The organism is Octadecabacter antarcticus 307, assembly GCF_000155675.2.
GTDB lineage: Bacteria > Pseudomonadota > Alphaproteobacteria > Rhodobacterales > Rhodobacteraceae > Octadecabacter > Octadecabacter antarcticus.
Map to the genome: position 1 here is coordinate 1,848,190 of NC_020911.1, position 23,094 is coordinate 1,871,283.

A 23,094-nucleotide genomic window follows, 5' to 3' on the forward strand; every position below is an offset into this window, starting at 1 on the left:
TGCTTGCTGTCAGGCTAAGATTGGAGTTTTTCACTTGCTAGATATGTCAGAACGTCCAGACGTGTTGCGCGTTGAAGGAGTCAGTAAATCGTTTCACAGTGGCGTCGTCGCACTTGAGGGGCTGTCACTCGATGTGCGGGGTGGGGACTTCATTTCTTTGTTGGGCCCATCTGGCTGCGGTAAATCCACCGCACTTCGTTTGATAGCTGATCTACTTAAGCCGACGCGCGGACGGATCACTTGGGCGGGGAAGCAGGCGGCGGGCGACTTGGGTGTTGTGTTTCAAGAGGCCACACTAATGCCTTGGGCTACGGTGAAACACAATGTTTGGCTGCCGTTTAGATTGCGCGGTAAGACTTACGAAGAGGTGAAGGATGAAGTGCTGGAGGCTCTGAAACTGGTGGGTCTTGAAAAGTTTCAAGATTCCTACCCACGTGAGTTATCCGGTGGCATGAAAATGCGGGTCTCAATTGCACGCGCAATGGTAACACGGCCTCGGCTTATCCTTATGGACGAACCTTTTGCGGCATTGGATGAAATCACGCGGTTTCGCCTCAACAACGATCTGTTAATGCTGAAAGAAAAGATTGGCTGTACAGTGGTCTTTGTCACACACTCAGTTTTTGAATCCGTTTTCCTATCAGATCGTATCGTGGTTATGGCCGCACGACCGGGACGTATTATTCAGGAATTGATCGTCAACGCACCCTATCCGCGTGATGAAGCATTTCGCACATCTGCCGAATATGCAGCCCACTGCCGCGAAGCATCAGATGCGTTGCACTTAGCGATGGAAGAACCTGCATGACCGTTGTTGACGATGCCAAATTAGACCTTAAACTAAATCCCCTTGACGATGCCGAGGAAGTGGCTCGTTTACGAGCCGCCAAATTGGACCACATCGGCAAATGGGTTTTGCCTGTTGTAATGATGATCTTGGGTCTAATGTTGTGGGACCGTGTGGTCGTTTGGAATGAAATCCCACACTATATTCTACCCGGCCCTGCTCTTGTGTTTGAAACTTTAATAAAAGACTGGGCGATGTTGTTTGCCGCGCTGTTGGTAACCCTTCAGATCACTCTGATGGCTTTGGCAGTGGCGGTGCTGGGTGGTGTTGGTCTAGCGGTTCTGTTCACCCAATCACGTTGGATGGAGATGTCATTTTATCCGATTGCCGTTATTCTTCAGGTCACCCCGATCGTCGCGATTGCTCCACTGATCTTTATATATGTAGACAGCCGGATGGCAGGCTTGTTGCTGTGTGCGTGGTTAGTTGCATTCTTCCCAGTGTTGTCAAACACCACACTGGGTTTGAACTCAGCTGACCACGGTTTGCGGGATCTATTTCGTATTTATGGAGCGACACGGTGGCAAAAGCTGCGGTTTTTGCAACTGCCTTCTGCCCTACCTTATTTCCTTGGTGGATTGCGTATTGCTGGTGGGCTGTCCTTGATCGGCGCAGTTGTGGCAGAATATGTGGCAGGAACTGGTGGCATTGGGTCGGGCCTCGCGTTTCGTATCCTAGAGGCAGGCTATCGCCTCAACATACCGCGCATGTTCGCAGCCCTGATATTAATTGCTGTAAGTGGTGTAGTGATCTTTGCGGGTCTTTCTTACCTCAGCCATCTTCTACTCCACAAATGGCATGAAAGTGCCCTGAAACGGGACAGATAATGGATTTCAAGTCTTTCCCTGCTGGGCCGCTTAGGTTGCACAATGTAAATGTGCCCGGATGGTTGGTTGGCACAGATCAAGATTTAACTACCACAAGCCTGTCGATCGCAGATGGACAGATAGTTGAGGGCGGCGGACACCCTGTGGACATGGAACAGGCCATAGCTTTTCCGTGCTTTACCGACATGCACACCCACCTTGATAAGGGGCACATTTGGGGCCGGGCACCCAACCCTGACGGCACTTTCATGGGCGCACTTTCGGCTGTGCGGGCTGACAGTGCCGCCAATTGGTCGTCAGTCGACTTAAGAACGCGCATGGAATTTTCACTGCGCTGTGCCTTCGCTCACGGGACCCGCGCCATCCGCACACACCTTGACTCCGTCACCCCGCAAGACGACATTTCGTGGCCTGTTTTCTGTGAAATAGCTCAGGATTGGGCGGACAAGGTCACCCTGCAAGCTGCATGCCTGATCGGGTGCGACAAGATGGAAGTCGACGGTGCGTTTCGACACACAGCAGATTTAGTGCATCAAGCCGGTGGCGTACTTGGGATGGTGACCTATCCGATCCCGGACCTTGCCGAGCGTATCAGAGGGTTTCTTCGCCTAGCATTGGATCGTGAATTAGAGGTGGATTTTCACGTTGATGAAACGATGGATCCCTCATCGGAAACGCTGCGGCTGATCGCCCAAACTGTGATTAAAACTGGCTTCGATGCACCTGTGACCGTGGGCCATTGTTGTTCGCTATCGACCCAAAGTGAAGCGCGTGCATTGGATACACTCGATCTGGTCGCAAAAGCAGGCCTGAATGTTGTTTCACTGCCAATGTGTAACCTGTACCTTCAGGACCGGCAGCCAGGAAAAACGCCACGCAGACGCGCGATTACCCTTGTCCACGAAATGAAGGCACGCGGTATCAATGTGTCCTTTGCAAGCGACAATACGCGCGATCCATTTTATGCCTATGGTGATTTAGATATGCTAGAAGTGATGCGCGAAGCTACACGCATTGGGCACTTGGATCACGCTGACCCAGATTGGTCCAAAGCGTTTCTTTCAAATCCGGCTGCCGCCTGCGGCTTTGATGCGCCCAGCCTTGCCCTCAGCGCCCCGGCAGATTTGATCATTTTTAAAGCCCGGAGCTGGACAGAGTTAATAGCCCGTCCGCAAACCGACAGGATTGTGCTGCGGGCCGGCCACGCAATCGACCGAACCTTGCCTGATTATGCTGAACTCGACCATCTGATGGAGCCCTCATGACCAATATCTCCGCTGCCCGTCAAGCACTGTCCCATTTGGACATTGAAAAGTCACAGGCAAATATCCGTGCCTCCTCGCGTGACTTTTTTTGGTATTCTCCCGTGCTGAAACCCCGGTTGGATCATGTCGTTGCGGACTTCGTCGTACGTCCAAGGACGCAAGACGAGGTGATCGAAGTTTTGAAAGTTTGTTATGCACATAACGTTCCGGTAACTACACGTGGGGCTGGCACAGGAAACTATGGTCAAGCTATGCCTCTGGCGGGTGGTTGCGTAATGCACCTTATTCATATGAACGCTGTGAAAGAGGTGAAACTAGGTCGTGTGACTTGCGAACCGGGGGTTCTGCTGAAGGATCTTGATGCACATTGCATTGCTCATTCAGGCCAAGAAATCCGTATGTTTTCGTCGACATGGGCGACAGCAACGATCGGGGGATTTATTGCGGGCGGATCTGGTGGGGTTGGATCATGCACATGGGGATCGCTACGCGACCTAGGCAACATCGTTAGACTACGTGTTGTTACGATGGAACAAGAGCCACGCGTGCTGGAATTTACTGGCGAAGAACTGGCGCGTGTTAGCCATGCCTATGGTACCAACGGAATCATTACTGAAATCGAAATCCCACTTGCACCAGCTTACGACTGGGTGGAAATGTTTGTCACTTCCGAGGACTTTGGCCAAGCTATGGCCTTTGCTGATGATGTTGCCAATTCTGACGGTATCCTCATCAAGCTGGCCAGTGTCTATGAGGCACCGATTGCCCATGACTACTTTCAGCGGTTCAAACCATATGTGACGCAAAAAGATAATCTGATTGGGCTGATGGTTGCACCGCATTCCATGGATGGCTTCAAAACGTTGTTAAAACGCAATCTGGGGCTGACGCTGATCTACCGTTCTGATGAAAATGATTGGGAACGCGGGCCAGGCCGTGTTTTTGAATATGGCTGGAACCATACAACACTGCGGGCACTCAAAGTCGATCCATCAGTAACTTACTTACAAGTTCGATATGGCTTTCCCGAACATAGGGCACTGGTTGAAAAGATGCGCACTGAATTTGCACCAGAGGTGCTTCAGCATCTGGAAGCCATTCGTATGGACGGAAAATTAGGTTTCGCGGGGCTGTCTTTGGTAAAATTCACAAGCGAAAAACGGCTGGATGAAATCGTGCGGCTACATGAAGAGGCTGGTGCCATTATCTTTAATCCACATCGTTACACGCTTGAGGAAGGCGGGCGGCAAAGTGTGGATGACCGCCAATTGCGCTTCAAACAGGAAGCCGATCCCAAAGGATTGCTGAATCCTGGCAAGATGATTGCATGGGACGATCCTGATTTTGGCTATGACAGCATGTATGTTTATCCCAAAATACAGGCGGCAGAATAACCGATGGCGCGTGCCATGGCCCTTTTTGCCCATCCCTGTTCTGAAAGCTTTTCTGCCGCGCTGCACCAGCAGACGGTTGCGCCGCTGAATGGCGCAGAATGGGACCTCGACGACTGCGATTTAAATGCAGAAGCGTTCCAACCTGTTTTGACCAAAACAATAAGGCGCGCCTATCACGATGTCCCCGATAACATCGCGCCTGTGTCAAACTATGCGGGCCGAATACGTGCAGAGCAGGCCCTTGTAATGGTATTTCCTGTCTGGGATTTTGGCTATCCTGCGATCCTTAAGGGGTTTCTAGATGGTGTACTTTGCCTGGCGTGCCGTTCAATCTTGAGGATGGCAGGGTGAAATTAAACTTAGTTCATATCCGAAAACTGGCGGCTGTGAAGACCTATGGTGGTACGAGATTGCGCACGATTATGGCTGGTGATCCACCGCGCAAATGCGTCAAGCGTGCGCTCAGGCATGTGTGTCGCCCCGAAAGAATGAAATACCTCGCCCTATATGACATGAACAGCGCGACAGATGTGCAGCGGACGGTGTTCCTACAAAATGTTGATCGCGAAATGGGCGCACTTTAGATGAAAGTTCTAGTCGTTTATTGCCACCCAAGGCTTGACAGTTTCACAGCTGCAGTGCGGGATCAGATTATGATAAGCCTCCAGGGCCGAAACGCGGACGTTCGCTTGATTGATCTTTACGCGCAGGGGTTCGACCCTGTCATGTCGTCGCACGATCATACAATTTATGAAGACGAAGCAGTCAACACGCTTGGGTTGGAAGAATCTATCGTAGATCTTAAATGGTGCGACACATTGATTTTCGTCTATCCCACTTGGTGGTATGGCTTGCCGGCTATGCTGAAGGGATGGTTGGATCGTGCAATGTTGCCAGGAATTGCTTTCCTGATGCCAGATGACACCCACAAAAACATCCGTGCTGGTCTGTCGCACATTATGCGGCTTGGCGTGTTTACAACCTGTGGAGCAAGTTGGTGGCTGACGTGTGTTGTTGGCGCACCCGGGCGGCGTACCTTGCTGCGAGGCGTCCGTTTGCTGTGCGCCAAGTCATGCAAAACTGCCTTTGCAGCGCATTACAATATGGACAGTTCCACACCCGAAAGCCGTGCTGCTCATCTCATTAAGGTTGATGCGCAGATAGACCGGTTCTTAAGCGCCGGCGCAACACGACGAAAGGCAGCAACATGATCCCGATCCTCGACTTTCAACAGCATTACCAAGAACCTTTGGGGTTTGCTGCAAATGTGGGTGCGGCTTGCCGTGACACTGGGTTTTTCCTGCTACAGAACCATTCAGTGCCAGACGTGCTCTGCGCTGAGGTTTTTGCGCAAGCAGATGCGTTCTTTGCGCTTCCCCAGCCAGAAAAAGAAAAAGTTTCAATCCTAAACACCCCCCATTTTCGCGGCTGGGGCAGGGCGGGCATTGAAAGCCTTGATGAAAACCGACCGGAAGTTGACACCAAAGAGACCTTTAATGTGGGGCTGGACCTTGCGTTAGATGATCCACGTGTGATCGCGGGGGCCCCTTTTCGCGGTGTGAACCAATGGCCGAACCTGCCTGGATTTGCAGATACAATGCTGGATTATTACCGTTCAGCTCTCACCCTCGGCATCGACCTTCATAGGGCTTTTGCCCGTGATTTGGGGTTGGAGATTGAACATTTCACGCAATGCTTCCACGATCCGCTGGCCGCTTTGCGCTTACTGCGCTACCCGCCGTTAACCGGTGGCGTGAATGAAATTGGTGCGGGTGCGCATACGGATTACGGGGCGATTACACTTCTTATGTCGGATGGCGAACCGGGCCTACAAGTGCGCCCACGTGGGCAGGATTGGGTGGATGTGCCGAATGTGAAGGGTGCTTATATCGTTAATATCGGCGATTGCTTAATGCGGTGGACAAATGACATTTATATTTCCACGCCGCACAGAGTGCTGCCGCCAAAACGCCAACGGCGGTCGGTAGCGATGTTCATAGAAGCCAACCCCGATACCATTGTGCAGGCCTTGCCCGGAACAGGCACCCCCAAATACGCCCCTATTCGGGCCGCCGATTATCTGATGTCGCGGCTGGATGCGACATATTCTCCAAAGGAATTTATATGACACGTCGCCTTGACTGGACCCAATACCGTTTTGCTGAATTTAAAGACATAGATCCGATGCAAACCATCGCGATCCTGCCAACCGCCGCTATCGAACAGCATGGGCCGCATTTGCCTGTCGGAACGGACACGATGATTGCAGAAGGCATGCTTGCGCAATTTCGGCGAGACTGCCCCAGCGACCTAGATGTCCGAATTCTGCCGGTACAAAGCGTCGGTAAATCAAACGAGCATCTTTGGGCGACAGGCACCATCACACTAACCGCTGCTACGGTCCTGCAAGCGTGGACTGAAATTGGCCTATCTGTGGCGCGTGCAGGACTACGCAAAATTGTGATTGTAAACTCCCATGGCGGAAACCTCGACCTTGTGTCGATCCTAACGCGAGAGTTGCGGGTGCAGGCCGACATGCTTGCAATCAAGTGTCAGTGGTCAGGTTTTGGAACGCCTGTTGGACTGTATCCTGAAAAGGAAATGGCCTACGGAATCCATGGGGGAGATGTTGAGACCTCTCTCATGCTTTCCTTCGCGCCGGATACTGTTGAAATGTCTTGCGCGCGAGATTTTCCGTCAACTGCAGAAAATACGCGGCTGCATCCCACTGGTTCGGTAAGCTATGGCTGGATTTCCAGCGATCTTGGGGCTGCGGGTGTGGTCGGAGATGCAAGCTTGGCTACAGCGAAAAAAGGAGCTGACACTGCTGTCCATCAGGTTGCTGGCTTTATCGACCTTCTCCGAGACGTTCGTGAAGCAAACCTCTTCACCACAGTTCCGTGACTTAGTCTATTTTGACGACGCTGTACGGCTCTGTCTGAGGGAACTGATTGAGGCGGGCAGGGCCACGACTTAGCATAAATCAGACCTCTGTTGGCATTGCAGCGAGTGACTGGAAAGGGACTGGACCAGACGCCAATTCGGTTAGGAATTAACGTTATCGGTTATGAGGGGAGGGGTGGGGCAAATCGCTCCACATATTTGATAGCGCAGACCCACCTACACACTCACGCGCAGATTTTTTTTCCACAAGAATGGAGAAATACAGGGCATGAATGCCTTTTGGCCCTCAATTCGGATGTGTAGGGTTGAGCTGCGAAATTATCCGAATTAAGTAATATAAAACAGTATCTTATATCTTGTATTAGAGTTCCAGTAGAGCTTTGGGTTTAGCCGAGCGAAAGTTAAATCATTTTTCCCTAAAGCAGTTATTCGTAGGCGACGCAGCTGATGGCAACAATGTAGCGCCACGCGGCAGTGTGCGTGGTGTGTTCCTCTGCAAGCAAGGATATAGACTGACTGATGAATTAGATCTGGATAGGCATGCTCGGCTATGCCAAAATTCAGTATGATTGGATTTCACCAGCTATCTGATGACGATCCCGCACTGAGCCATTCGCCGCTGTTGCGAGCGGCGCAGTTGACCCTGCAATATGCGCAGGATCATGGGCCGATTGGTTTAACTAAGACAGGTGCGTTCAAAAGGGTCTTTGTCCATTGGGCCGCTGAAAACTTTAACTGGCCAGGTTTTAGCCGCGACGAACTTTTCGAAGTGAATAAGGTTTTGAATGAGTACGACTTCCCTCCGCTAGAACTGCTTCATTTCATCTTGGTGCAAATGAAGCTAGCGCGGCACTACAAAGGTGAGTTCCGTGTGACAAAGCGTGGTGCAGAGTTGCTCAAGTCGCCGGCTGAACTGTTTACTGAAGTCATCCCATTCTTTCTGTTTGAGATCGATCATGTTGCGTATTGGACTTGTCACGCTTACGTTCCGGTCTCTGAACTCTTTTATGCGGCCTTTCGTTCAAATGCCAAGGGGCTTTTACCACCTAGCGACGAGTGCCTGCGCCTTGGATTATAAAATCCGTTGATATACTGGAATATAGCACCTTCTGCCTGACGGCGTGTATCCCATCGGTTACGCCAGATCAGCTCAGCCTTGATGGATTTAAAGAACGTCTCAACCATAGAGTTATCATAACAATTTCCCTTGCCGCTCATCGAGATCTTGAAGCCGTGCTTGGACAGGCGCTTCTGATACTCATTTGAGCAATATTGCGAACCACGATCCGTATGGTGAATGCAATCCTCCGGTGGTTGGCGCAAAGCAACGGCCATATCTAACGCCCGGATTGCCAGATCCTTCTTCATGCGGTTACTGACAGCCCAGCCGATGACGCGGCGAGAATACAGGTCAAGGATGACGGCAAGATACAGCCAGCCCTCACTTGTCCAGATGTAGCTGATGTCGCCAGCCCATTTCTGATTGGGGCCAGTCGCTGAGAAATCTTGATCCAACAGATTTGGTGCGATGTTGAACGTGTGGTTGCTGTCCGTTGTCGCCTTGTACTTCTGGGTTCTGATGATCTTGATGCCATTCTCGCCCATCAGACGTCCGACCCTACGATGGCCCACCTTCAATCCCAATTCTTGCAGTTCCTCGGTCATCCGAGGCCGCCCATAGCTTTGCAGGCTTAAGCGATGCTGTTCACGGATATGAGCTAGGATCACCATATCATCTCGTTGTCGCTGGCTCATCGGGCGAACCCGCCACGCGCGGAAACCACGTGATGTGACCCGCATAACGCGGCACAGAAACTCAACTGGCCATTCTTCTTTCCAGACGTCGATGAAAGCAAACCTCACCGGCTTTGGCCTGCAAAGAAGATCGCCGCCTTTTTTAACACTTCCCTCTCCTCGCGCAGCAGACGGACTTCCTTGCGAAGCCGCGTGTTCTCCTTCTCAACGTCTTGATGCGGTCCTGACATCAGGTCATCGTGTTGATGCTGTTGAACCCATTTGTTCAGCGTCGAAAGCCCAACCCCTAAATCTGATGAAAGTTGAGGCCGCGTTAACCCACTCGTCGTCGCCATGCGCACCGCATCACGCCGAAACTCATCTGTGTATCTCTTTGCCATTCTCTATCTCCTTCATAGCAAACATTGCTCGAAAGAGACGGGAACTAAACCGTGACAAGACCAGATCGTGTTGAGGGCCACCTCATTGAGTCGCTGGAAAAGAGGCTTGCTCCTTACGTTCAGCCCAACCCAATCCCGCCCGAAGAGGTCTTCGAACAACTCATAGAGATGGGACAAGTAGACGCCTTCACCCAAGTGCTGGGCACGTTCCTACGCCACTTCAAGAGCAGTGGGACTACAGTCGCAAGCTGTCGAGAACGTGCCGAAAAATCCGCAGACAAAGCGCGCTCTATGGCGTTTATGAAGATTTTCGAGCCTGTGCTTGAAGCCTATCAAACCCGTTTGGGTGACCGGATCGATTTTGAAGATATGATCGTTCGCGCAACAGAACATGTCGCAGCGGGGCGCTACAAGAGCCCCTACCGCCATCTACTTGTGGACGAGTTCCAAGATATATCTGAAGGGCGTGCGAGATTGCTAAAAGCGCTCAAGGCCCAGCATGAGGATGCGCGTATCTTCGCGGTTGGAGATGACTGGCAGTCGATCTACCGCTTCACAGGATCGGACATCCATCTGATGCGCGACTTCGGTGAAGAATTTGGAGGTACCTTTGCCGGCAAATCGGGCGTGCACAGTGCCGTTGATCTCGGTCGGACATTTCGCAGCGTTGACAGGATTGCTCTGCCAGCCCGAAGTTTTGTGCTAAAGAACCCATCCCAGATTACGAAAAAAGTCATTCCAGCGGGAACCACGGATGAGCCAGCGATCAAAGTGGCACATTACGGGTGGGGTCAGGAAGGTGAGGCTCTGAAGTCTGCACTAGATGGTATCGAAGCTGGGGCAGGCGGTGACAAAGCCTCCGTCCTGCTGCTGGGCCGTTATAACTTTCTGGAGCCGGAAGAGTTGCCACAGTTGCGTAGGCAATATCCGCTATTATCGATCAAGTTCATGACGGTGCATCGCTCCAAGGGACTGGAGGCCGACCACGTTGTAATTCTCAAGGCGGCCTCAGATCGCATGGGTTTCCCGTCTGAGATTGTCGATGACCCGCTGTTGGATCTCGTGCTTCCCAAGCCTGAGGAATACGACCACGCTGAGGAAAGGCGGCTGCTCTATGTTGCCCTGACGCGCGCGCGGAAGAGCGTAACAATCCTGGCAGATCGTCAGAGGCCATCAGTCTTCGCCCGCGAACTCGTTGAGACCCCCGAATATGGCGTTGTCGTGCTTGGTGAAGCGGGTATTTCCAAACATCGATGCGGAGCATGTGGCGGTAGAATGCTGTCGCAAACCTCCAAGAAGGGAGCTCCGTATTTTCAGTGTGAGCACCGAAAGCTCTGCGGCGAGATGCTTCGACCTTGCAATGTGTGTGGGACGGACCTCCCCGTCGATAACAACGCATATCCGAGCAATTTTGTTTGCAGCTGTGGAGCTACCTTTCCGGCTTGCCCAGAATGCTCTGATGGCTGGCTGGTTGAGCGCAAAGGCAAGTGGGGAAAGTTCCTCGGATGCGTTAAATATCCTGACTGCACGGGAAGGCAGACTCTGCCTAATGCAAAAAGGCGCGGCCGCATGCGATAGCCATCTCTATTCTAGATCTTATAAAGTGGAACCGAAACGTGACTGATTGCCACTCGAAAAGGAAGCCAGAATGAAGATAGCCACATCTGTACTGAACGTGGGAGACGGTTACAGCAAAGCAGAACTTGCTGAGTTATTCGACGAACCAAAATTGGCAAATGTGAGGGAAGGTTGGTTCCAAAGCGATGAGCAGGATTTCATCCCATTCTTTGTCACACTAAACAAAGAGAAGGCTGATCCTTCAGTAGCATACAACGACTACTTTGAAGACGGTCTGTTCTTTTGGGAAAGCCAAGGCCTGAACACACTGGAATCCAAATGGGTCAAGAAATTCTCTGCTGCTGAGGTGACCCCACTACTGTTCGTTCGCGAAGTCGCCAAGGTTAAAAACAAGACACAAAAGTACATTTACGCCGGCAGGCTTGTAGCCCCACTCGTCGACGAAACGTCGAGCAAACCCGTAAAATTCACTTACCTTCCAACAGACTTACATAGCGATGTACCAGAACCACTCAGATCTTTAGTGGAGTGGGCACCTGGTCAAGAACGTCGCGGAGAGCTGAATGCGGACTTTGCAGCCAAGGTCGAACCGAAGAGGAAAAAGAGATCCAAGCAGCCTAATACAGCGGCAGGGACGGATGATGTCGTCGGCGGGGGTTACCAACCGGGGCCAACTCCTGGTGAGAGGGAGTACACTGTTTCTGCGAAGGACCACGAAGACTGGTACGTCTACGTTTTGTTACTAAGCAACAACAAAGCAGCGAAAGTGGGTTTCTCCCACGAACCGAAATCTCGCCTGAAGGAATACAATCACGCCATCCTTCCTGAAATCACCGGTCTCTCTTGGCGCCTAGCCTTTACACATAGGGTTCAGAACGCCGAGACCGCCAAACGCGTCGAACAGTACGTTTTAGCCAAACACGCAGCATCTCAATTGCAGAGCAACGGTGAAGTGCTTCAAAACGTTGACATTACAGAACTGCAATTGGGCATCATAGGATGTGCAGAGGCGTTGAAGTTTAATTGAACCTCGTCTCAATGTCGGAAGTTTCCGAAGTGCCGACTTAGGCTTTGTCATCGTTGGCCGACGCAAAAGAGCATGCTGTTCATTCAGCCCTCAACATAATGGATGTCATCGACCCAAAACTACGGCATCCGACCGGCGGTGCGATCGAAATGACAGCACCAATGCAATTGCGTTTACGGCTTCATTCTCCAAGCGCAATGCCCTCGCGACGAGGGTCCGCGCCACCTTTAAGTTGCTGACCGATGGAAATCGCGTGCAGACCTGAGTTCAATCCACGGGTGTTTACCTCAAACCCAAGCAGGGTTAGTTGTTCCGCGAGACCTTCGGCACTTGTCCCTTCTTCTAAATCGTAGGTGCCAAAGCGGTTCACTAGATGTGGCATAGAGACAGCCTGCTGCACATCCATGCCCCAATCTAGATGGGCGATAATTGCTTGCGCAACGTATCCGATAATACGGCTACCGCCCGGGCTGCCGATAACAAGAACGGGCGCACCATCTTCCATGACAATCGTTGGCGCCATTGAAGACCTTGGACGGCACTGTCAGAGCAAAATCGGTTGAGGCGGGCAGGTTGAGCAATTAGCGTTTCGAGATGACAAAACACAGCCCTTTTCGCTACTTCAAGACGAGCCCCGAGATCATCCGTCTGGCCGTGATGATGTATGTCCGTTTCCCGTTATCGCTTCGGAATGTGGAGGATCTGTTGCACGAACGCGGGATCGATATCAGCTATGAGACGGTTCGATTTTGGTGGAATAGATTTGGCCCGCTGTTTGCCGCTGAGATCCGCAAGAAAAGGGTCAGCCAGATGCGCGCATATTCAAATTGGCAGTGGCACTTGGATGAGGTGTTCGTGAAGATCAACGGCGAGACGCACTATCTTTGGTGGGCTGTGGATCACGAAGGGGAAGTCCTGGAAAGCTTTGTCACTAAGCGCCGTGATCGCAAAGCAGGCTTCAAATTCCTCAGGAAAACCATGAAACGCCATGGTAGCGCAGATGTCTTCGTTACCGACAAGCTACGTTCCTACGGCGCGGCGATGAAGGTGATTGGCAATGTGGACAAACAGGAAACCGGCCGCTGGCTCAACAATCGAGCCGAGAATTCACACCAGCCATTTAGGCGAAGAGAGCGAGCCATGCTTCGATTTAGGCGGATACGAAGTTTGCAGAAATTCGTATTCGTCCACGCTTCTGTTCACAACCATTTCAACCAAGAGCGCCATCTCTACAACCGATCAAATTTCAAGCTGAACCGCGCTGCTGCTCTTACCGAGTGGCGCAGTCTTGGCGTATCCTAACGGATCGATATTGCTGGAAAAATGAGACTGGCTCGCTTTTGTCTGACAGTACCAGTATCGTCGCAGGATTTACTATTCAGCTGAGCAGCGGGCTGAGATCTGGGATCGTTGGCAACGTGGCGAGTCGATGAGGTCTATTGGGCGGGTGTTCGATCGCCAATCATCCTCAGTCTTTTCAGTTATCTCACCAACTGGCGGGATACGTCCGCTGGATCGCAAGCGCGGACACGTTGCATTGAGCCTTTCTGAGCGTGAAGAGATATCTCGCGGGCTGAGCACCAAGCAGTCTCTGCGCGCAATTGCGCTTCAGTTGCGGCGTGCGCCCTCGACGATCAGCAGGGAGGTTCGGCGCAATGGTGGACTGACTGGCTATCGTGCGACGGCGTCTGATCAGGCCGCTTGGGATCGCGCTCTGCGTCCCAAGTTGTGCAAGCTGGCTTGTCACCCAACATTGGCGCGCGCAGTATCAGCTAAGCTGCGGCGCAAGTGGTCACCAGAGCAGGTTGCCGGTTGGGTCAAACGAGCGTTCCCGGGGGAGGCATGCAAACAGGTGTCACACGAAACGATCTATCGTAGCCTCTATATACAGGCGCGCGGTGTCCTCAAAAAGGAGCTGCTGGCCTTGCGCGCAAAACGCACCGTCAGGCGCTCCAAGCACGCCAGCCAGAAGCGCAACGGCAATGGTCAGATTAAAGATGCTGTGTCCATCAGCGAAAGGCCAGCATCCGTCGAGGATCAAGCCGTTCCGGGGCACTGGGAAGGCGACTTGATTGGCGGAACGAAGAACAGTTATGTCGCGACCCTTGTTGAGCGACATTCGCGGTATGTGATGTTGGTGAAAGTCGCGAACAAGGACACCGAGAGTGTTGTTACGGCGTTGATCAAATCGGCTCAGAAGCTTCCCCGCGAGCTTTACAAATCCTTGACGTGGGATCGTGGAAAAGAGCTCGCAGATCATCCGCGCTTCACACTGGCAACTGATGTTGATGTCTACTTTTGCGGCCCGCAATCACCGTGGCAACGCGGATCAAATGAAAATACCAACCGGCTTTTGAGGCAGTATTTGCCAAGAGGCACCGACTTATCCGTCCATTCCCAAGCAAAACTCAGCGCAATCGCAAGGCAACTTAACGAACGCCCCCGCAAGACCTTGCAATATCAAACGCCAGCACAGAAGTTCGCTGAGTGTGTTGCGTCGACCGGTTGAGATCGCCACCGTTTGCGTAGTGTATCCGATGCTTCAAACCTGGCCATGAATGAGTAGGCCTCAAACGGCCCCCATCCATCAACTGCAAGTCTCATAAGTTAGCCACACCTAGTGTCCCACCTGTTATATGCAGACTTTTTAAGTTCTTTCAGAAAGTCATCAGACGCATTAGGCATCACTATCTTCGAAGGTCTGGAGCATGTCATGGCGCAAAAAGCTACTATATACAAAGTTGAACTTTCCGTCTGCGATATGGATCGCCATTATTATGAAACCCATAAACTGACTGTTGCGAAGCATCCCTCAGAGACAGATGAACGGCTTATGGTGCGCGTTCTCGCCTTTGCCCTGAATGCCCATGAAAATTTGGAGATGACCAAAGGGCTTTCAACAGATGATGAGCCAGACATTTGGCAGAAAAGCTTAAGTGGCGAGCTGGAACTGTGGGTGGCGTTGGGCTTGCCGAGCGAGAAGGTTGTGCGTCAGTCTTGTGGCAAATCGAATAAAGTGATCGTCTATAGCTATGGCGGTAGAACCGCAGAAATGTGGTGGGACAAAATCAAAACCAAAACCACCCGTTTTGACACTCTGCGGGTCATGAATTTCTCGGAAAAAGATACCTGTGATCTGGGTGAACTGGCCTGTCGCTCAATGAAATTACAGGTGAATATTCAGGATGGCGAAGTCATGGTCAGCGTCGATGAGACCATCGTCTACGTGACCCCGATTGAGTGGAAAAGTGCTGGATAGGCCGCTGATGACGTGTTGAACAAATTTGGACACCTCACGACGCTACCAGATGGCCCATTTCGTTTCATTGCGTTGGACGTAGAAACAGCGGGCAAAACGAACGGCGGAATATGCCAGATCGGGCTTTGTTTTGTCAGCGAGACAGGGGCTGTGCAGACCTATTCGGTCTTTATCGATCCCGAGGAACCATTTGAGCCGTTCAATACTGAACTTCACGGGATTTCGGCTGATACTGTGGCGGGCGCGGGGACATTTCCAACGGTCTATGGCGCTTTGTTTGACCTTCTGAACGCGCATTCCCTCGTGCAGCACAGCACGTTTGATGAAAAGGCACTTACATCTGCTTGCGCGCGCTACGACTTGCCAATGATCACCTCACATTGGACCAACAGCGTTTCAGTTGCCCGTCATGCATGGCCCGAGTTGAAGGGTGCAGGGGGGCACGGCCTCGCGAACCTCAAAAAGCACCTTGGGCTTGAGTTTCATCACCATGACGCAGGCGAGGATGCACGTGCGGCGGCCACGGTTGTTTTGAAGGCAGAGGATATTTTAGGCACAGCATTGTCTCACCTCAAGATCAATCGCCAATTGGCGTTTCAGTTTGAAGATCGCTCAGAGGATTAGGCGCGGATGGTCGGATTGGCAAAACTGCACCGCAGCAGCCAGGTAGATCGTTCAAGGGCGACTTGGGCTGTTTGTAGCTGTCGACTGCGCTTGTTAGCGAAACATTGACCATCGGTGTCTTGACGCCCTCAAATCCATGAAATATGCGTTCTTTTGTCGAGCGGGTGTTGTGTAATGGTTAAGACCCCAGTTTTCCAAACAAGTGTTCTGAGTTTCGTACAGTATCACTGAGTACCTTACTGTTTCTTTTTGTTGACTTTTATTTTGCATTGAGTTGCATGGGGTAGCGCAGAGTAGCGTGGCGTTACCTACAAAAGGCCGACAGAATATGCCAAAGCTTACAGAGACGTTTTCTAACAAATTGCCGCATGCGAAAGCAGGGACGGACAAGTACTGGGATGCGGAGATCAAAGGGCTGGTGCTCTTTGTGGGAAAGCGCTCAAAGACCTGGTACTTTCAGAAGGACGTTGGCGGCCAGACCAAGCGTATTCTGATTGGCCGGTTCCCCATCATCTCAGCACAAGCCGCACGGCAAACGGCGCTTGGGTTTGCCTTGGAGATGGGCCGTGGGGCAGGGAAGGCGGCCCAGATTGGCGCGCCCACGTTAGAGGCCGCGATGGAGGGCTATCTTGCACGCCCTAAGCTTCGCTCAGAGACCAACAAGATCGGCATGCGCGCGCAGCTTTCGCTTCATCTGAAAGACTGGATGCGCTTGCCGCTCGACGAGATTAGCAAGGGGATGATGGTGCGTCGGCACCAAGCGATGTCCGGATCGCCGTCAGCTGCCAATCATGTGCTGCGCAGCTTTCGGGCAATCTACAACCACGCCCGCCGGACTTGCGATCTGGCAGAATGCCCGACAATGGCGATCGAGTGGTTTGAAGACAAACCGGACGGGCGGATCATTGAGAACCTGAGGCATTGGCGGAAGACGATTGATGATCTCCCCAACCCGATCCATCGTGTATTCTACGAGCTTCTATTGTTTACCGGCCTTCGCAAAACTGAAGTGTTCACCTTGAAGTGGGATCAAATACACGAAGACCGGATCCATCTGCCAATGACAAAAAATGGCCGGAGTTTTGACCTTCCGATCTTGCAGCTGCACCATGAGATCCTGGCACCGCTTCGCCCTCTGAGCAGGGACTGGGTGTTTCCATCGCCAAAATCAGAGACGGGTCACATCACGAGGCCGGAGAGGCTCAAGTATAATCCGCATATGCATCGCCGGACCTTCGCGACCGTGGCGATGGAAGCAGGAGTGCTGGAGGAGATTGTAGGCCGGCTCCTGAATCACACGCCGCTTTCTATTACGGGTCAAAGGTATGTCAAACCATCGCTTGATGCCCTCAGACCATCTATGCAATCAGTTTGTGATGAATTGTCTCGTCGAATGGAAACGCCAGTGAAAGGCTAAGAGTGAGCTGACTAGAGAAGAAGTCAGAACGACTTACCCGGGCAGGACTTGTTGTCCCACAGTGTTTGGAGGAACTACTATGGACTACACAACTGTTCTTAATAACAAAAACCTAGCGACCTTTGGTAATGCGATATTGCTAGGTTATGCGATCGACTTTCTAAACGACGACGTGGGGTTCGACGTCTCGCGTACCAAGCAATCGAGCGCGTCGCAGGACGGCCTAAGCTACTACGAAATGTTGGATGCACTCCAAGCTGCGGACCTGCTAGACGATCATTTGCACAAGACCCTGACACCTGTGCTAAGTTCACTTGTTTCACTGCAGGATCGAGAGACGGTCATTCAAGGTCTGCACAAGAGTCAGGCAGGCTGGGCCAGAATGCAATTTGGGCATTTCAGCCTGTCTGAGCCGGTGCTGCACGAAGCTCAATTGCTAGACGCCCTCGAGGAGATTGAAGCAGATGCAGTTCGAGAACCGATTTCGATGCTCGTTTCGTCAGATTGGCGTACCAGGTTGCGTAGTTTTGTGTTCTCGCAGCTTGTTGCAAAAGCTCTGTCAGACCTGCGGATCAGCGCTGCTGAATACAAGCTGATCGGGCTTGAAGGGCTGGCGTTGCGCCGTCTGCAGTCCAAGCCGCAAAAGTGGAACGATTGGAACAGTCCGAGGGCGCGTGACGTCAGACAGCAAAATGGTTTTGAGAATGAGTTTTTGCAGCGAGCGAACAGGCACATCCTGCCACCTGTGTTGAGATTGATGTCGGATCCAGCAGCGTCAGAAAGCAACGTGGATTTGGCGTATTGGGTGACGCTGAATTGGGATGCTATGACCCAACAGGAAATTCCGATAAATATGACGCTTTCCGAGCTCGGCGGTGAGATCCACGAGCGTGCCCACCCTGAGTATCAAAGGTCGCTCCAGCTATTTGAAAGCTATGGAGCTTTGTCGCATGGCAATTTTGAAGTGACGGGGGATCCACGCAACTTTCTGATGTTTGCATGGGAGCAGATTGGACTGATTGCGATCAAAAGAGGATGGGCACTCTGTTTTGCCCTGGATGGGTTAAACGATCAAATCGTGGGTTGGGTAAATCCCACGTGCTTTGAAAGCTTTGCGTTGGAAAATTCGCTACAGCCGCCAAATATTTTGAATGTCATGAGACTTGGAGATCTTGGCAGGTACATTTCGAAAATAAGCGGCGCAGATCGCCTCCAGTTTATCATCACCAGTGACCTAGCTGACTTTAGAGATGCGCAAGACGCATCGGCTTCTAGCAGTAAAATTCTACTGAGCCCGAGCCAAACCAAAAGTGCAGGTTTTACCATAACTGATGAACCTTTCGTAAAAGAGGGGTTGGCGATGTTGTTGTCAGGAGAAGCTACCTCAGCGCTTGCAGCGGCTAATCGATTGGTCGACTATTACGGGGAGATCTTAGAGCGAGATTGGAAACTGGGTTGTCAAGAAATCCGCACCCGAAGCATTGGGAAAACTCATGCGCGACTTCAGAAGAAAATTTCTGACAGGAGAAAAAAGCGTTCAAAATAATGCATTTAGAAGAAAATGCCATAATTTGAAAATTCGCTTTCCTCAAAAAGCGAACGAAAGCGAACGTTCCCCAATGACGTGGGCAGCACTCTTGTGAAACATGTAAGCACGCCACGTATTTAGGAGTGTTAATATGCAAGATGAGCTCAAAGACGATCGACTGCTCAACCGCCGTGAGGTTGCGGTTCATTTCGGAGTCTCCCAACGCTACCTCGAAGTGTCAGCCGCAAAAGGGTGTGGTCCCCCGATGATCAAGTTTGGTCGCTGCGTACGCTACCGTGTTGGAGATCTGCGTGAATGGATCAATGCGCACCGTGTTCAAAGCTATAAGCACTCGGCCTAGTTAATGCTTAACGGCAGCAAAACGTCGATGGTGACCTTGGCTTAGAGACACTGGCCTGCAGACCAGCAGCTTCCTCTCTTCATCAAAATTGAAACAGACATCAATGCAAACCTCTTAGGTTTTGCAAATGGGAGAACTATTCCGTGAATGATACCATGATTGAACCAACGCTAATTTTCGGTGAATTGCGTGAAGCCCAACCAATCCCTTGGAACGCACTTGGTCCGTTAGAGCTGATAATTGGCAGAATTGGTCTTCGTGCGGTGCGCTGTCGCCGCGCTGACCTTGATGCTTGGATCGAAGCGAACCTGGTGAACGCTGCTGGCATCTAATCTCTTCCGGCCAGTTTCGCCCTGAGGCAAGCCAGAACATACACAAATAGTTTCATTGAAAATAATGTCAGTTTCCCGACTGGCAAATGGAGATCCTATGTTTAATGACAAATCGTCCGAACCTACTCCCCTCATGCGGCCGTTGCCGCAAGCGACGGTGGTCCCGCTCGCTGATCTCGGTCCTCTTATCGCGGTAATTGCGGCGATCACGACGCTGACTCAGGCGCCGACGGCCCTTGCCTTGCAGGGTGTGATAAATGCCATCAGCATTGCCGCTCAATCTCACGCGGACGTCGAGACACTGTTTGGCAAAGCCCCTTTAAGCCTGTTTGCATTTAGTGTCGCGGAGTCCAGCGCGAGGAAATCTAGCGTTGACGGACTTGCCATGCAGGCCATCCGGCTCTTCGAGAAACCCTTGCTCGCGAAGTACGCGAAGAAGCTCGCTCTTTTTGAAGAACGCCAAATATCGAAAGACTGGGGGCGTGCCGGGAGGAACGTTATTGATGACGAAAGTAGTGCTTTGGTTGATGTTCCGTGCACTCAGCCGATCAGTCCCAAGATTTCGTTCGACGATATGACGTATGAAGGTCTAGTGCGGCACCTTGAATTCGGCCAGCCCTCGATCGGCCTTTCCTCCGACGAAGGTGGGAAGATCGTGGGCGGCTACTCCATGAGTGCGCAGAACCAGCTCGGTTTCGCAGCTGCTTTGAGCAACCTCTGGGACGGTAAAGACATCAACAAAGTCCGAGCGGGTGTCGGCGCCACTAACCTCGCCGGTCGCCGAATGTCGCTGCACTTGTCGATCCAGCCTTTGGTAGCGCAAAGGCTCTTCACAAATGACGAACTGCGCGACCAAGGTATTCTCTCACGAGTTCTGGTTGTCATGCCGGAGAGCCTGAAAGGCACGAGGTTTCTTTCTGAGGACGAGGAGGCCCTTCGTGAAAGGGAAGTCGCCAAGGAAGCAATGGGGATGTTTGGCGAAAGGATCGTCGCGCTCCTCGAAAAACTTCCCGCTGTTGCCAAGGACAACCGTCTAGAGCTAACCCCTCGGACTTTGCAGCTCGAAGCAACGGCGCGGATGCGGCTGGTCGACTTTTACAACTTAGTCGAAACACAGCAATTGGAGGGCGGCCTCTATGCAAACATCTCCGGCTTCGCGGGCAAGGCGGCCGAGCAAGTCGCCCGCATCGCAGGCAACATCGCCCTGTTCGAAGACCCGGAGGCGCAGTTGATCAGTCTCGAGCAGTTGGCGATTGGGATCACACTCATGGAGTTCTACCTCGCTGAAGCGGTTCGCATCTTCGATACTGGACACGTTTCGCAGAATCTTCTCGACGCGGAGGACCTCCGCAAGTGGCTATGCGACCGCTATGCTGATGATTTTGTCGACGTCAGTGAAATCTCGAAGCGCGGCCCTCGCAGGCTGAGGAGTTCCGAAAAGATCAAGGTTCTTATGCGGCTTCTCGAAGAATACGGGCATCTGAAGAAGTTCGATGAAGGACTTGTCAGCATCAATGGTAGGAATTCGCGGAAGGCCTACCGCATCATCAGGAGCTAGCCTTGCTACCGTCAGACGATGCGCGCGAATTGATCATGGAGGCGTTCCGCAATGCGGAGCGCTTTCCGCCGCTGATCGAGCGCTCTGACAGCCCAGCGAGGAATTCGCAACATTCGCAACATTCGCCGGGGATACACGCGCCGCTGCGGTTATGATCGGCAACTATCAGGCCATAGCGCAGTACTGGCGGGAGGGGTGGGTCAAATCGCTTCAGACTCTTCATGGCGCAGACCCACTAACACCCTCACGCGCAGATTTTATTTCCTAGTGAGAGGTAGTATTTGGTGAATGATGACCATTCCACCTTCGTAAAGAAGAGGATTGAGGGGTTATGATAATAATGGTTTTAAAACTTTTTAAATTCAATGCTTTAACATAATTCTTCCATGGCGTTTTTAGCAGTGATGGCGTTTTCGCCAGAGTTCAAATCGTTTTTCCCGAAACGTGCACCCATGGGCGGAAAAGCTGTCGTTCAAAAAAAATTCATAAGGCTGCTTCCGGCCCATTGCTGCCATTCGCGGCTGGTCTTGATTGCTGTGACGCGGCCCGTCGAACCAGACATTCGCTGCGACCGAGAAATCACTGCGCTAGCGAGCAAAGAATTTGCAGGACAAAGAGTGAGTTCGCTACGGCCTAGAATCTCCGAATTTTTATACACTTAGCTCCGATGATGCTTGTCAACGGAAGGTATGCTGTTACCAATGTCTTCAACCTATTGGTGAAAGTGCTTCGAAAATGCAGTTAAGTCCATTTTCTGAAAAGTATCTTAAAAGCTGCATCCGGGCAGGTGACTCCAAGAAGTTTGGAGTCGATTTATCCTTAGATTGCGACGTTCTTCTGACGCAAACACGAGAACAGGTGGATGGTGGTACAATCACCTTCCAGCATCTAGAAGTTCCGATTCCTAAAGGACGAAAGCTCTTCCTAGTTAACAACTTTCATGGTGCACTTGCATTAAGAGCGACCGCGAAGTCACTGAACCTGCAATATGGCGTCAGCGCAGGAAGTCGCAATGCCGTAGTAAATGGTGTCCTTGAAGCTCTGTTCGACTCTTCTCCATTTCATGTGTTGCGTTGTGATATTAAATCATTCTTTGAAAATGTAGACGCGAAGATAATACTGACTGAGATTTTGAGTTCAACGAAGACACACACACATGTAAAGACCGTCCTAAGAACTCTGGAAACGTCAGGTTTATTAGGTGGAGCGCTATCTGGCGTGCCTCGCGGACTTGGCCTCAGCACCACATTTGCAGAACTTGCGCTACGCAAGCTTGACCGAGAAGCCAAGGAAATCGAAGGCGTTTATCGATACTTTCGCTTCGCAGATGATATCCTACTATTTTCGACACAAAAAGTTGAGCCAGCACTTGCTAAAATCAAAGATATCATAAGCCCTTCATTCGAGTTGAACTCCAAGACGGGAAAAACCGACCTCGCGTCGTTGCCAGATTCAGACGAAAATCCTTGTACGACGACAGCCAGCAAGTTTAGCTATCTCGGCTATTCGTTTGAGTGCGAAAATGGAATCCGAGCCCGAAAGAGTCGCCAAATCTTGGTCAAAATATCAAGTGAAAAAATCAAGGTCAGAAAGACTCGCGTTATACTGAGCTTGAAGGCATTTAATAAGGATAAGAACGCCGCCCTACTTCTGAACCGAGTGAAGTTCCTTACTAGTAATTATGAAATCAGAAAGACGGGTCATACTCACGGCCCGAAGCGGGCGAAAGTCAAGACTGGAATATACTTTAACTATCAGAAGTGCGGTTTGTACCAACACGGCAAGCAAGGACCTGAGAAGGTCTCCGCTGCCCCGACCGAGTTGAAAGAGCTAGATGGCTTTCTAGCATCCCTATTATGGGGTAGTAACAGCCAGTTCAGAACAAAAATCCAAGCTTCATTCACACAGAAACAATTGGCTGAGTTGAAAGCCCTTTCTTTCTATAAAGGGTTTACAGACAAGATGACGGTTCGCTTCAACCGTGGCACTATTTCTGAAATAAGAAAGGCTTGGTTACATGCTTGACCCCCTCGCAAGA

General features: G+C 51.5%; 23 protein-coding genes and 1 pseudogene. 22 read left to right on the forward strand and 2 right to left on the reverse strand.

Annotation, left to right across the window (positions count from 1 at the left end; all coding sequences use genetic code 11):
• Positions 1 to 43 precede the first annotated feature (43 nt).
• From OAN307_RS09475 to OAN307_RS09515, 10 genes are all read left to right on the forward strand, one after another.
• Complete coding sequence (locus OAN307_RS09475; RefSeq protein ID WP_044043494.1) at positions 44 to 808, forward strand: ABC transporter ATP-binding protein; 765 nt, start codon at positions 44 to 46, stop codon at positions 806 to 808.
• The gene (locus tag OAN307_RS09480; protein ID WP_015499551.1) at positions 805 to 1,674 is read left to right on the forward strand and encodes an ABC transporter permease; all 870 of its coding nucleotides are present in this window, start codon (positions 805 to 807) and stop codon (positions 1,672 to 1,674) included. Before OAN307_RS09475 ends, OAN307_RS09480 begins: the two co-directional genes overlap by 4 nt.
• Positions 1,674 to 2,939 carry a cytosine deaminase gene (locus OAN307_RS09485; RefSeq protein WP_015499552.1) on the forward strand — a complete coding sequence of 422 codons (1,266 nt, stop codon included), beginning with the start codon at positions 1,674 to 1,676 and terminating at the stop codon, positions 2,937 to 2,939. The genes OAN307_RS09480 and OAN307_RS09485 overlap by 1 nt, the downstream gene beginning before the upstream one ends.
• Positions 2,936 to 4,333 carry an FAD-binding oxidoreductase gene (locus OAN307_RS09490; protein ID WP_015499553.1) on the forward strand — a complete coding sequence of 466 codons (1,398 nt, stop codon included), beginning with the start codon at positions 2,936 to 2,938 and terminating at the stop codon, positions 4,331 to 4,333. Before OAN307_RS09485 ends, OAN307_RS09490 begins: the two co-directional genes overlap by 4 nt.
• Positions 4,334 to 4,348: 15 nt before the next feature.
• Positions 4,349 to 4,684, forward strand: coding sequence for an NAD(P)H-dependent oxidoreductase (locus tag OAN307_RS29890; RefSeq protein WP_245541015.1), 336 nt, complete (start codon positions 4,349 to 4,351; stop codon positions 4,682 to 4,684).
• Positions 4,681 to 4,917, forward strand: a complete 237-nt coding sequence (locus OAN307_RS29895) for a hypothetical protein (RefSeq protein ID WP_245541016.1) — start codon at positions 4,681 to 4,683, stop codon at positions 4,915 to 4,917. Before OAN307_RS29890 ends, OAN307_RS29895 begins: the two co-directional genes overlap by 4 nt.
• On the forward strand, positions 4,918 to 5,544 hold the full coding sequence (locus tag OAN307_RS09500; protein ID WP_015499554.1) for an NAD(P)H-dependent oxidoreductase: 627 nt from the start codon (positions 4,918 to 4,920) through the stop codon (positions 5,542 to 5,544).
• Positions 5,541 to 6,461 (forward strand): isopenicillin N synthase family dioxygenase, encoded by a 921-nt coding sequence (locus OAN307_RS09505; protein ID WP_015499555.1) that lies wholly within the window; start codon positions 5,541 to 5,543, stop codon positions 6,459 to 6,461. The genes OAN307_RS09500 and OAN307_RS09505 overlap by 4 nt, the downstream gene beginning before the upstream one ends.
• Positions 6,458 to 7,237 (forward strand): creatininase family protein, encoded by a 780-nt coding sequence (locus OAN307_RS09510; RefSeq protein ID WP_015499556.1) that lies wholly within the window; start codon positions 6,458 to 6,460, stop codon positions 7,235 to 7,237. Before OAN307_RS09505 ends, OAN307_RS09510 begins: the two co-directional genes overlap by 4 nt.
• Positions 7,238 to 7,802: 565 nt before the next feature.
• Positions 7,803 to 8,315, forward strand: coding sequence for a hypothetical protein (locus OAN307_RS09515; RefSeq protein WP_187292566.1), 513 nt, complete (start codon positions 7,803 to 7,805; stop codon positions 8,313 to 8,315).
• On the opposite strand, the gene OAN307_RS09520 is transcribed toward OAN307_RS09515, so the two are convergent.
• Positions 8,243 to 9,372, reverse strand: a protein-coding gene (locus OAN307_RS09520; protein WP_085982882.1) for an IS3 family transposase whose coding sequence is annotated in 2 segments (ribosomal slippage) — positions 8,243 to 9,138 and positions 9,138 to 9,372 — 1,131 coding nt in all. Because the reading frame shifts where the segments join, the coding sequence is not laid out codon by codon here. The genes OAN307_RS09515 and OAN307_RS09520 overlap by 73 nt on opposite strands.
• A gap of 51 nt (positions 9,373 to 9,423) precedes the next feature.
• On the opposite strand from OAN307_RS09520, the gene OAN307_RS09530 reads away from it, so the two are divergent.
• Together OAN307_RS09530 and OAN307_RS09535 are read left to right on the forward strand one after the other, a co-directional pair.
• Complete coding sequence (locus tag OAN307_RS09530; protein WP_015499558.1) at positions 9,424 to 10,950, forward strand: UvrD-helicase domain-containing protein; 1,527 nt, start codon at positions 9,424 to 9,426, stop codon at positions 10,948 to 10,950.
• A 70-nt stretch (positions 10,951 to 11,020) separates the two neighbouring features.
• Positions 11,021 to 11,977, forward strand: coding sequence for a DUF3427 domain-containing protein (locus OAN307_RS09535; protein ID WP_015499559.1), 957 nt, complete (start codon positions 11,021 to 11,023; stop codon positions 11,975 to 11,977).
• 181 nt (positions 11,978 to 12,158) lie between these two features.
• Here OAN307_RS09535 and OAN307_RS09540 read toward each other — a convergent pair.
• Positions 12,159 to 12,515: pseudogene (locus tag OAN307_RS09540) on the reverse strand (gamma-glutamyltransferase); the annotation flags it as partial.
• A 56-nt stretch (positions 12,516 to 12,571) separates the two neighbouring features.
• Here OAN307_RS09540 and OAN307_RS09545 point away from each other — a divergent pair.
• The 10 genes from OAN307_RS09545 to drt3a all read left to right on the forward strand — a co-directional run bounded on the left by OAN307_RS09545 (position 12,572) and on the right by drt3a (position 23,081).
• Positions 12,572 to 13,279, forward strand: a complete 708-nt coding sequence (locus tag OAN307_RS09545) for an IS6 family transposase (RefSeq protein ID WP_015499561.1) — start codon at positions 12,572 to 12,574, stop codon at positions 13,277 to 13,279.
• A gap of 67 nt (positions 13,280 to 13,346) precedes the next feature.
• Positions 13,347 to 14,486, forward strand: coding sequence for an IS30 family transposase (locus tag OAN307_RS09550; protein WP_044043499.1), 1,140 nt, complete (start codon positions 13,347 to 13,349; stop codon positions 14,484 to 14,486).
• Between the two features lie 204 nt (positions 14,487 to 14,690).
• On the forward strand, positions 14,691 to 15,236 hold the full coding sequence (locus OAN307_RS09555; protein WP_015499563.1) for a YaeQ family protein: 546 nt from the start codon (positions 14,691 to 14,693) through the stop codon (positions 15,234 to 15,236).
• Between the two features lie 15 nt (positions 15,237 to 15,251).
• Positions 15,252 to 15,860, forward strand: a complete 609-nt coding sequence (locus OAN307_RS09560; RefSeq protein ID WP_015499564.1) for an exonuclease domain-containing protein — start codon at positions 15,252 to 15,254, stop codon at positions 15,858 to 15,860.
• 328 nt (positions 15,861 to 16,188) lie between these two features.
• Positions 16,189 to 17,277, forward strand: coding sequence for a tyrosine-type recombinase/integrase (locus tag OAN307_RS09565; protein WP_015499565.1), 1,089 nt, complete (start codon positions 16,189 to 16,191; stop codon positions 17,275 to 17,277).
• 79 nt (positions 17,278 to 17,356) lie between these two features.
• Complete coding sequence (locus tag OAN307_RS09570) at positions 17,357 to 18,823, forward strand: hypothetical protein (protein ID WP_015499566.1); 1,467 nt, start codon at positions 17,357 to 17,359, stop codon at positions 18,821 to 18,823.
• Positions 18,824 to 18,956: 133 nt separating this feature from the next.
• Positions 18,957 to 19,166 carry a helix-turn-helix transcriptional regulator gene (locus OAN307_RS09575; RefSeq protein WP_015499567.1) on the forward strand — a complete coding sequence of 70 codons (210 nt, stop codon included), beginning with the start codon at positions 18,957 to 18,959 and terminating at the stop codon, positions 19,164 to 19,166.
• Between the two features lie 143 nt (positions 19,167 to 19,309).
• Positions 19,310 to 19,498, forward strand: a complete 189-nt coding sequence (locus OAN307_RS27900) for a hypothetical protein (protein WP_144055553.1) — start codon at positions 19,310 to 19,312, stop codon at positions 19,496 to 19,498.
• Between the two features lie 97 nt (positions 19,499 to 19,595).
• Positions 19,596 to 21,056, forward strand: coding sequence for a YfjI family protein (locus OAN307_RS09580; protein ID WP_015499568.1), 1,461 nt, complete (start codon positions 19,596 to 19,598; stop codon positions 21,054 to 21,056).
• 735 nt (positions 21,057 to 21,791) lie between these two features.
• Positions 21,792 to 23,081, forward strand: coding sequence for an antiviral reverse transcriptase Drt3a (drt3a, locus tag OAN307_RS09585; RefSeq protein WP_015499569.1), 1,290 nt, complete (start codon positions 21,792 to 21,794; stop codon positions 23,079 to 23,081).
• Positions 23,082 to 23,094: the final 13 nt, after the last annotated feature.

Bases quoted from the DNA above. Each gene is read 5' to 3' on its own strand.
- OAN307_RS09475 (WP_044043494.1), top strand. From the start codon at position 44: ATGTCAGAACGTCCAGACGTGTTGCGCGTTGAAGGAGTCAGTAAATCG.
- OAN307_RS09480 (WP_015499551.1), top strand. From the start codon at position 805: ATGACCGTTGTTGACGATGCCAAATTAGACCTTAAACTAAATCCCCTT.
- OAN307_RS09485 (WP_015499552.1), top strand. From the start codon at position 1,674: ATGGATTTCAAGTCTTTCCCTGCTGGGCCGCTTAGGTTGCACAATGTA.
- OAN307_RS09490 (WP_015499553.1), top strand. From the start codon at position 2,936: ATGACCAATATCTCCGCTGCCCGTCAAGCACTGTCCCATTTGGACATT.
- OAN307_RS29890 (WP_245541015.1), top strand. From the start codon at position 4,349: ATGGCCCTTTTTGCCCATCCCTGTTCTGAAAGCTTTTCTGCCGCGCTG.
- OAN307_RS09500 (WP_015499554.1), top strand. From the start codon at position 4,918: ATGAAAGTTCTAGTCGTTTATTGCCACCCAAGGCTTGACAGTTTCACA.
- OAN307_RS09505 (WP_015499555.1), top strand. From the start codon at position 5,541: ATGATCCCGATCCTCGACTTTCAACAGCATTACCAAGAACCTTTGGGG.
- OAN307_RS09510 (WP_015499556.1), top strand. From the start codon at position 6,458: ATGACACGTCGCCTTGACTGGACCCAATACCGTTTTGCTGAATTTAAA.
- OAN307_RS09515 (WP_187292566.1), top strand. From the start codon at position 7,803: ATGATTGGATTTCACCAGCTATCTGATGACGATCCCGCACTGAGCCAT.
- OAN307_RS09535 (WP_015499559.1), top strand. From the start codon at position 11,021: ATGAAGATAGCCACATCTGTACTGAACGTGGGAGACGGTTACAGCAAA.
- OAN307_RS09545 (WP_015499561.1), top strand. From the start codon at position 12,572: ATGACAAAACACAGCCCTTTTCGCTACTTCAAGACGAGCCCCGAGATC.
- OAN307_RS09555 (WP_015499563.1), top strand. From the start codon at position 14,691: ATGGCGCAAAAAGCTACTATATACAAAGTTGAACTTTCCGTCTGCGAT.
- OAN307_RS09565 (WP_015499565.1), top strand. From the start codon at position 16,189: ATGCCAAAGCTTACAGAGACGTTTTCTAACAAATTGCCGCATGCGAAA.
- OAN307_RS09570 (WP_015499566.1), top strand. From the start codon at position 17,357: ATGGACTACACAACTGTTCTTAATAACAAAAACCTAGCGACCTTTGGT.
- OAN307_RS09575 (WP_015499567.1), top strand. From the start codon at position 18,957: ATGCAAGATGAGCTCAAAGACGATCGACTGCTCAACCGCCGTGAGGTT.
- OAN307_RS09580 (WP_015499568.1), top strand. From the start codon at position 19,596: ATGTTTAATGACAAATCGTCCGAACCTACTCCCCTCATGCGGCCGTTG.
- drt3a (WP_015499569.1), top strand. From the start codon at position 21,792: ATGCAGTTAAGTCCATTTTCTGAAAAGTATCTTAAAAGCTGCATCCGG.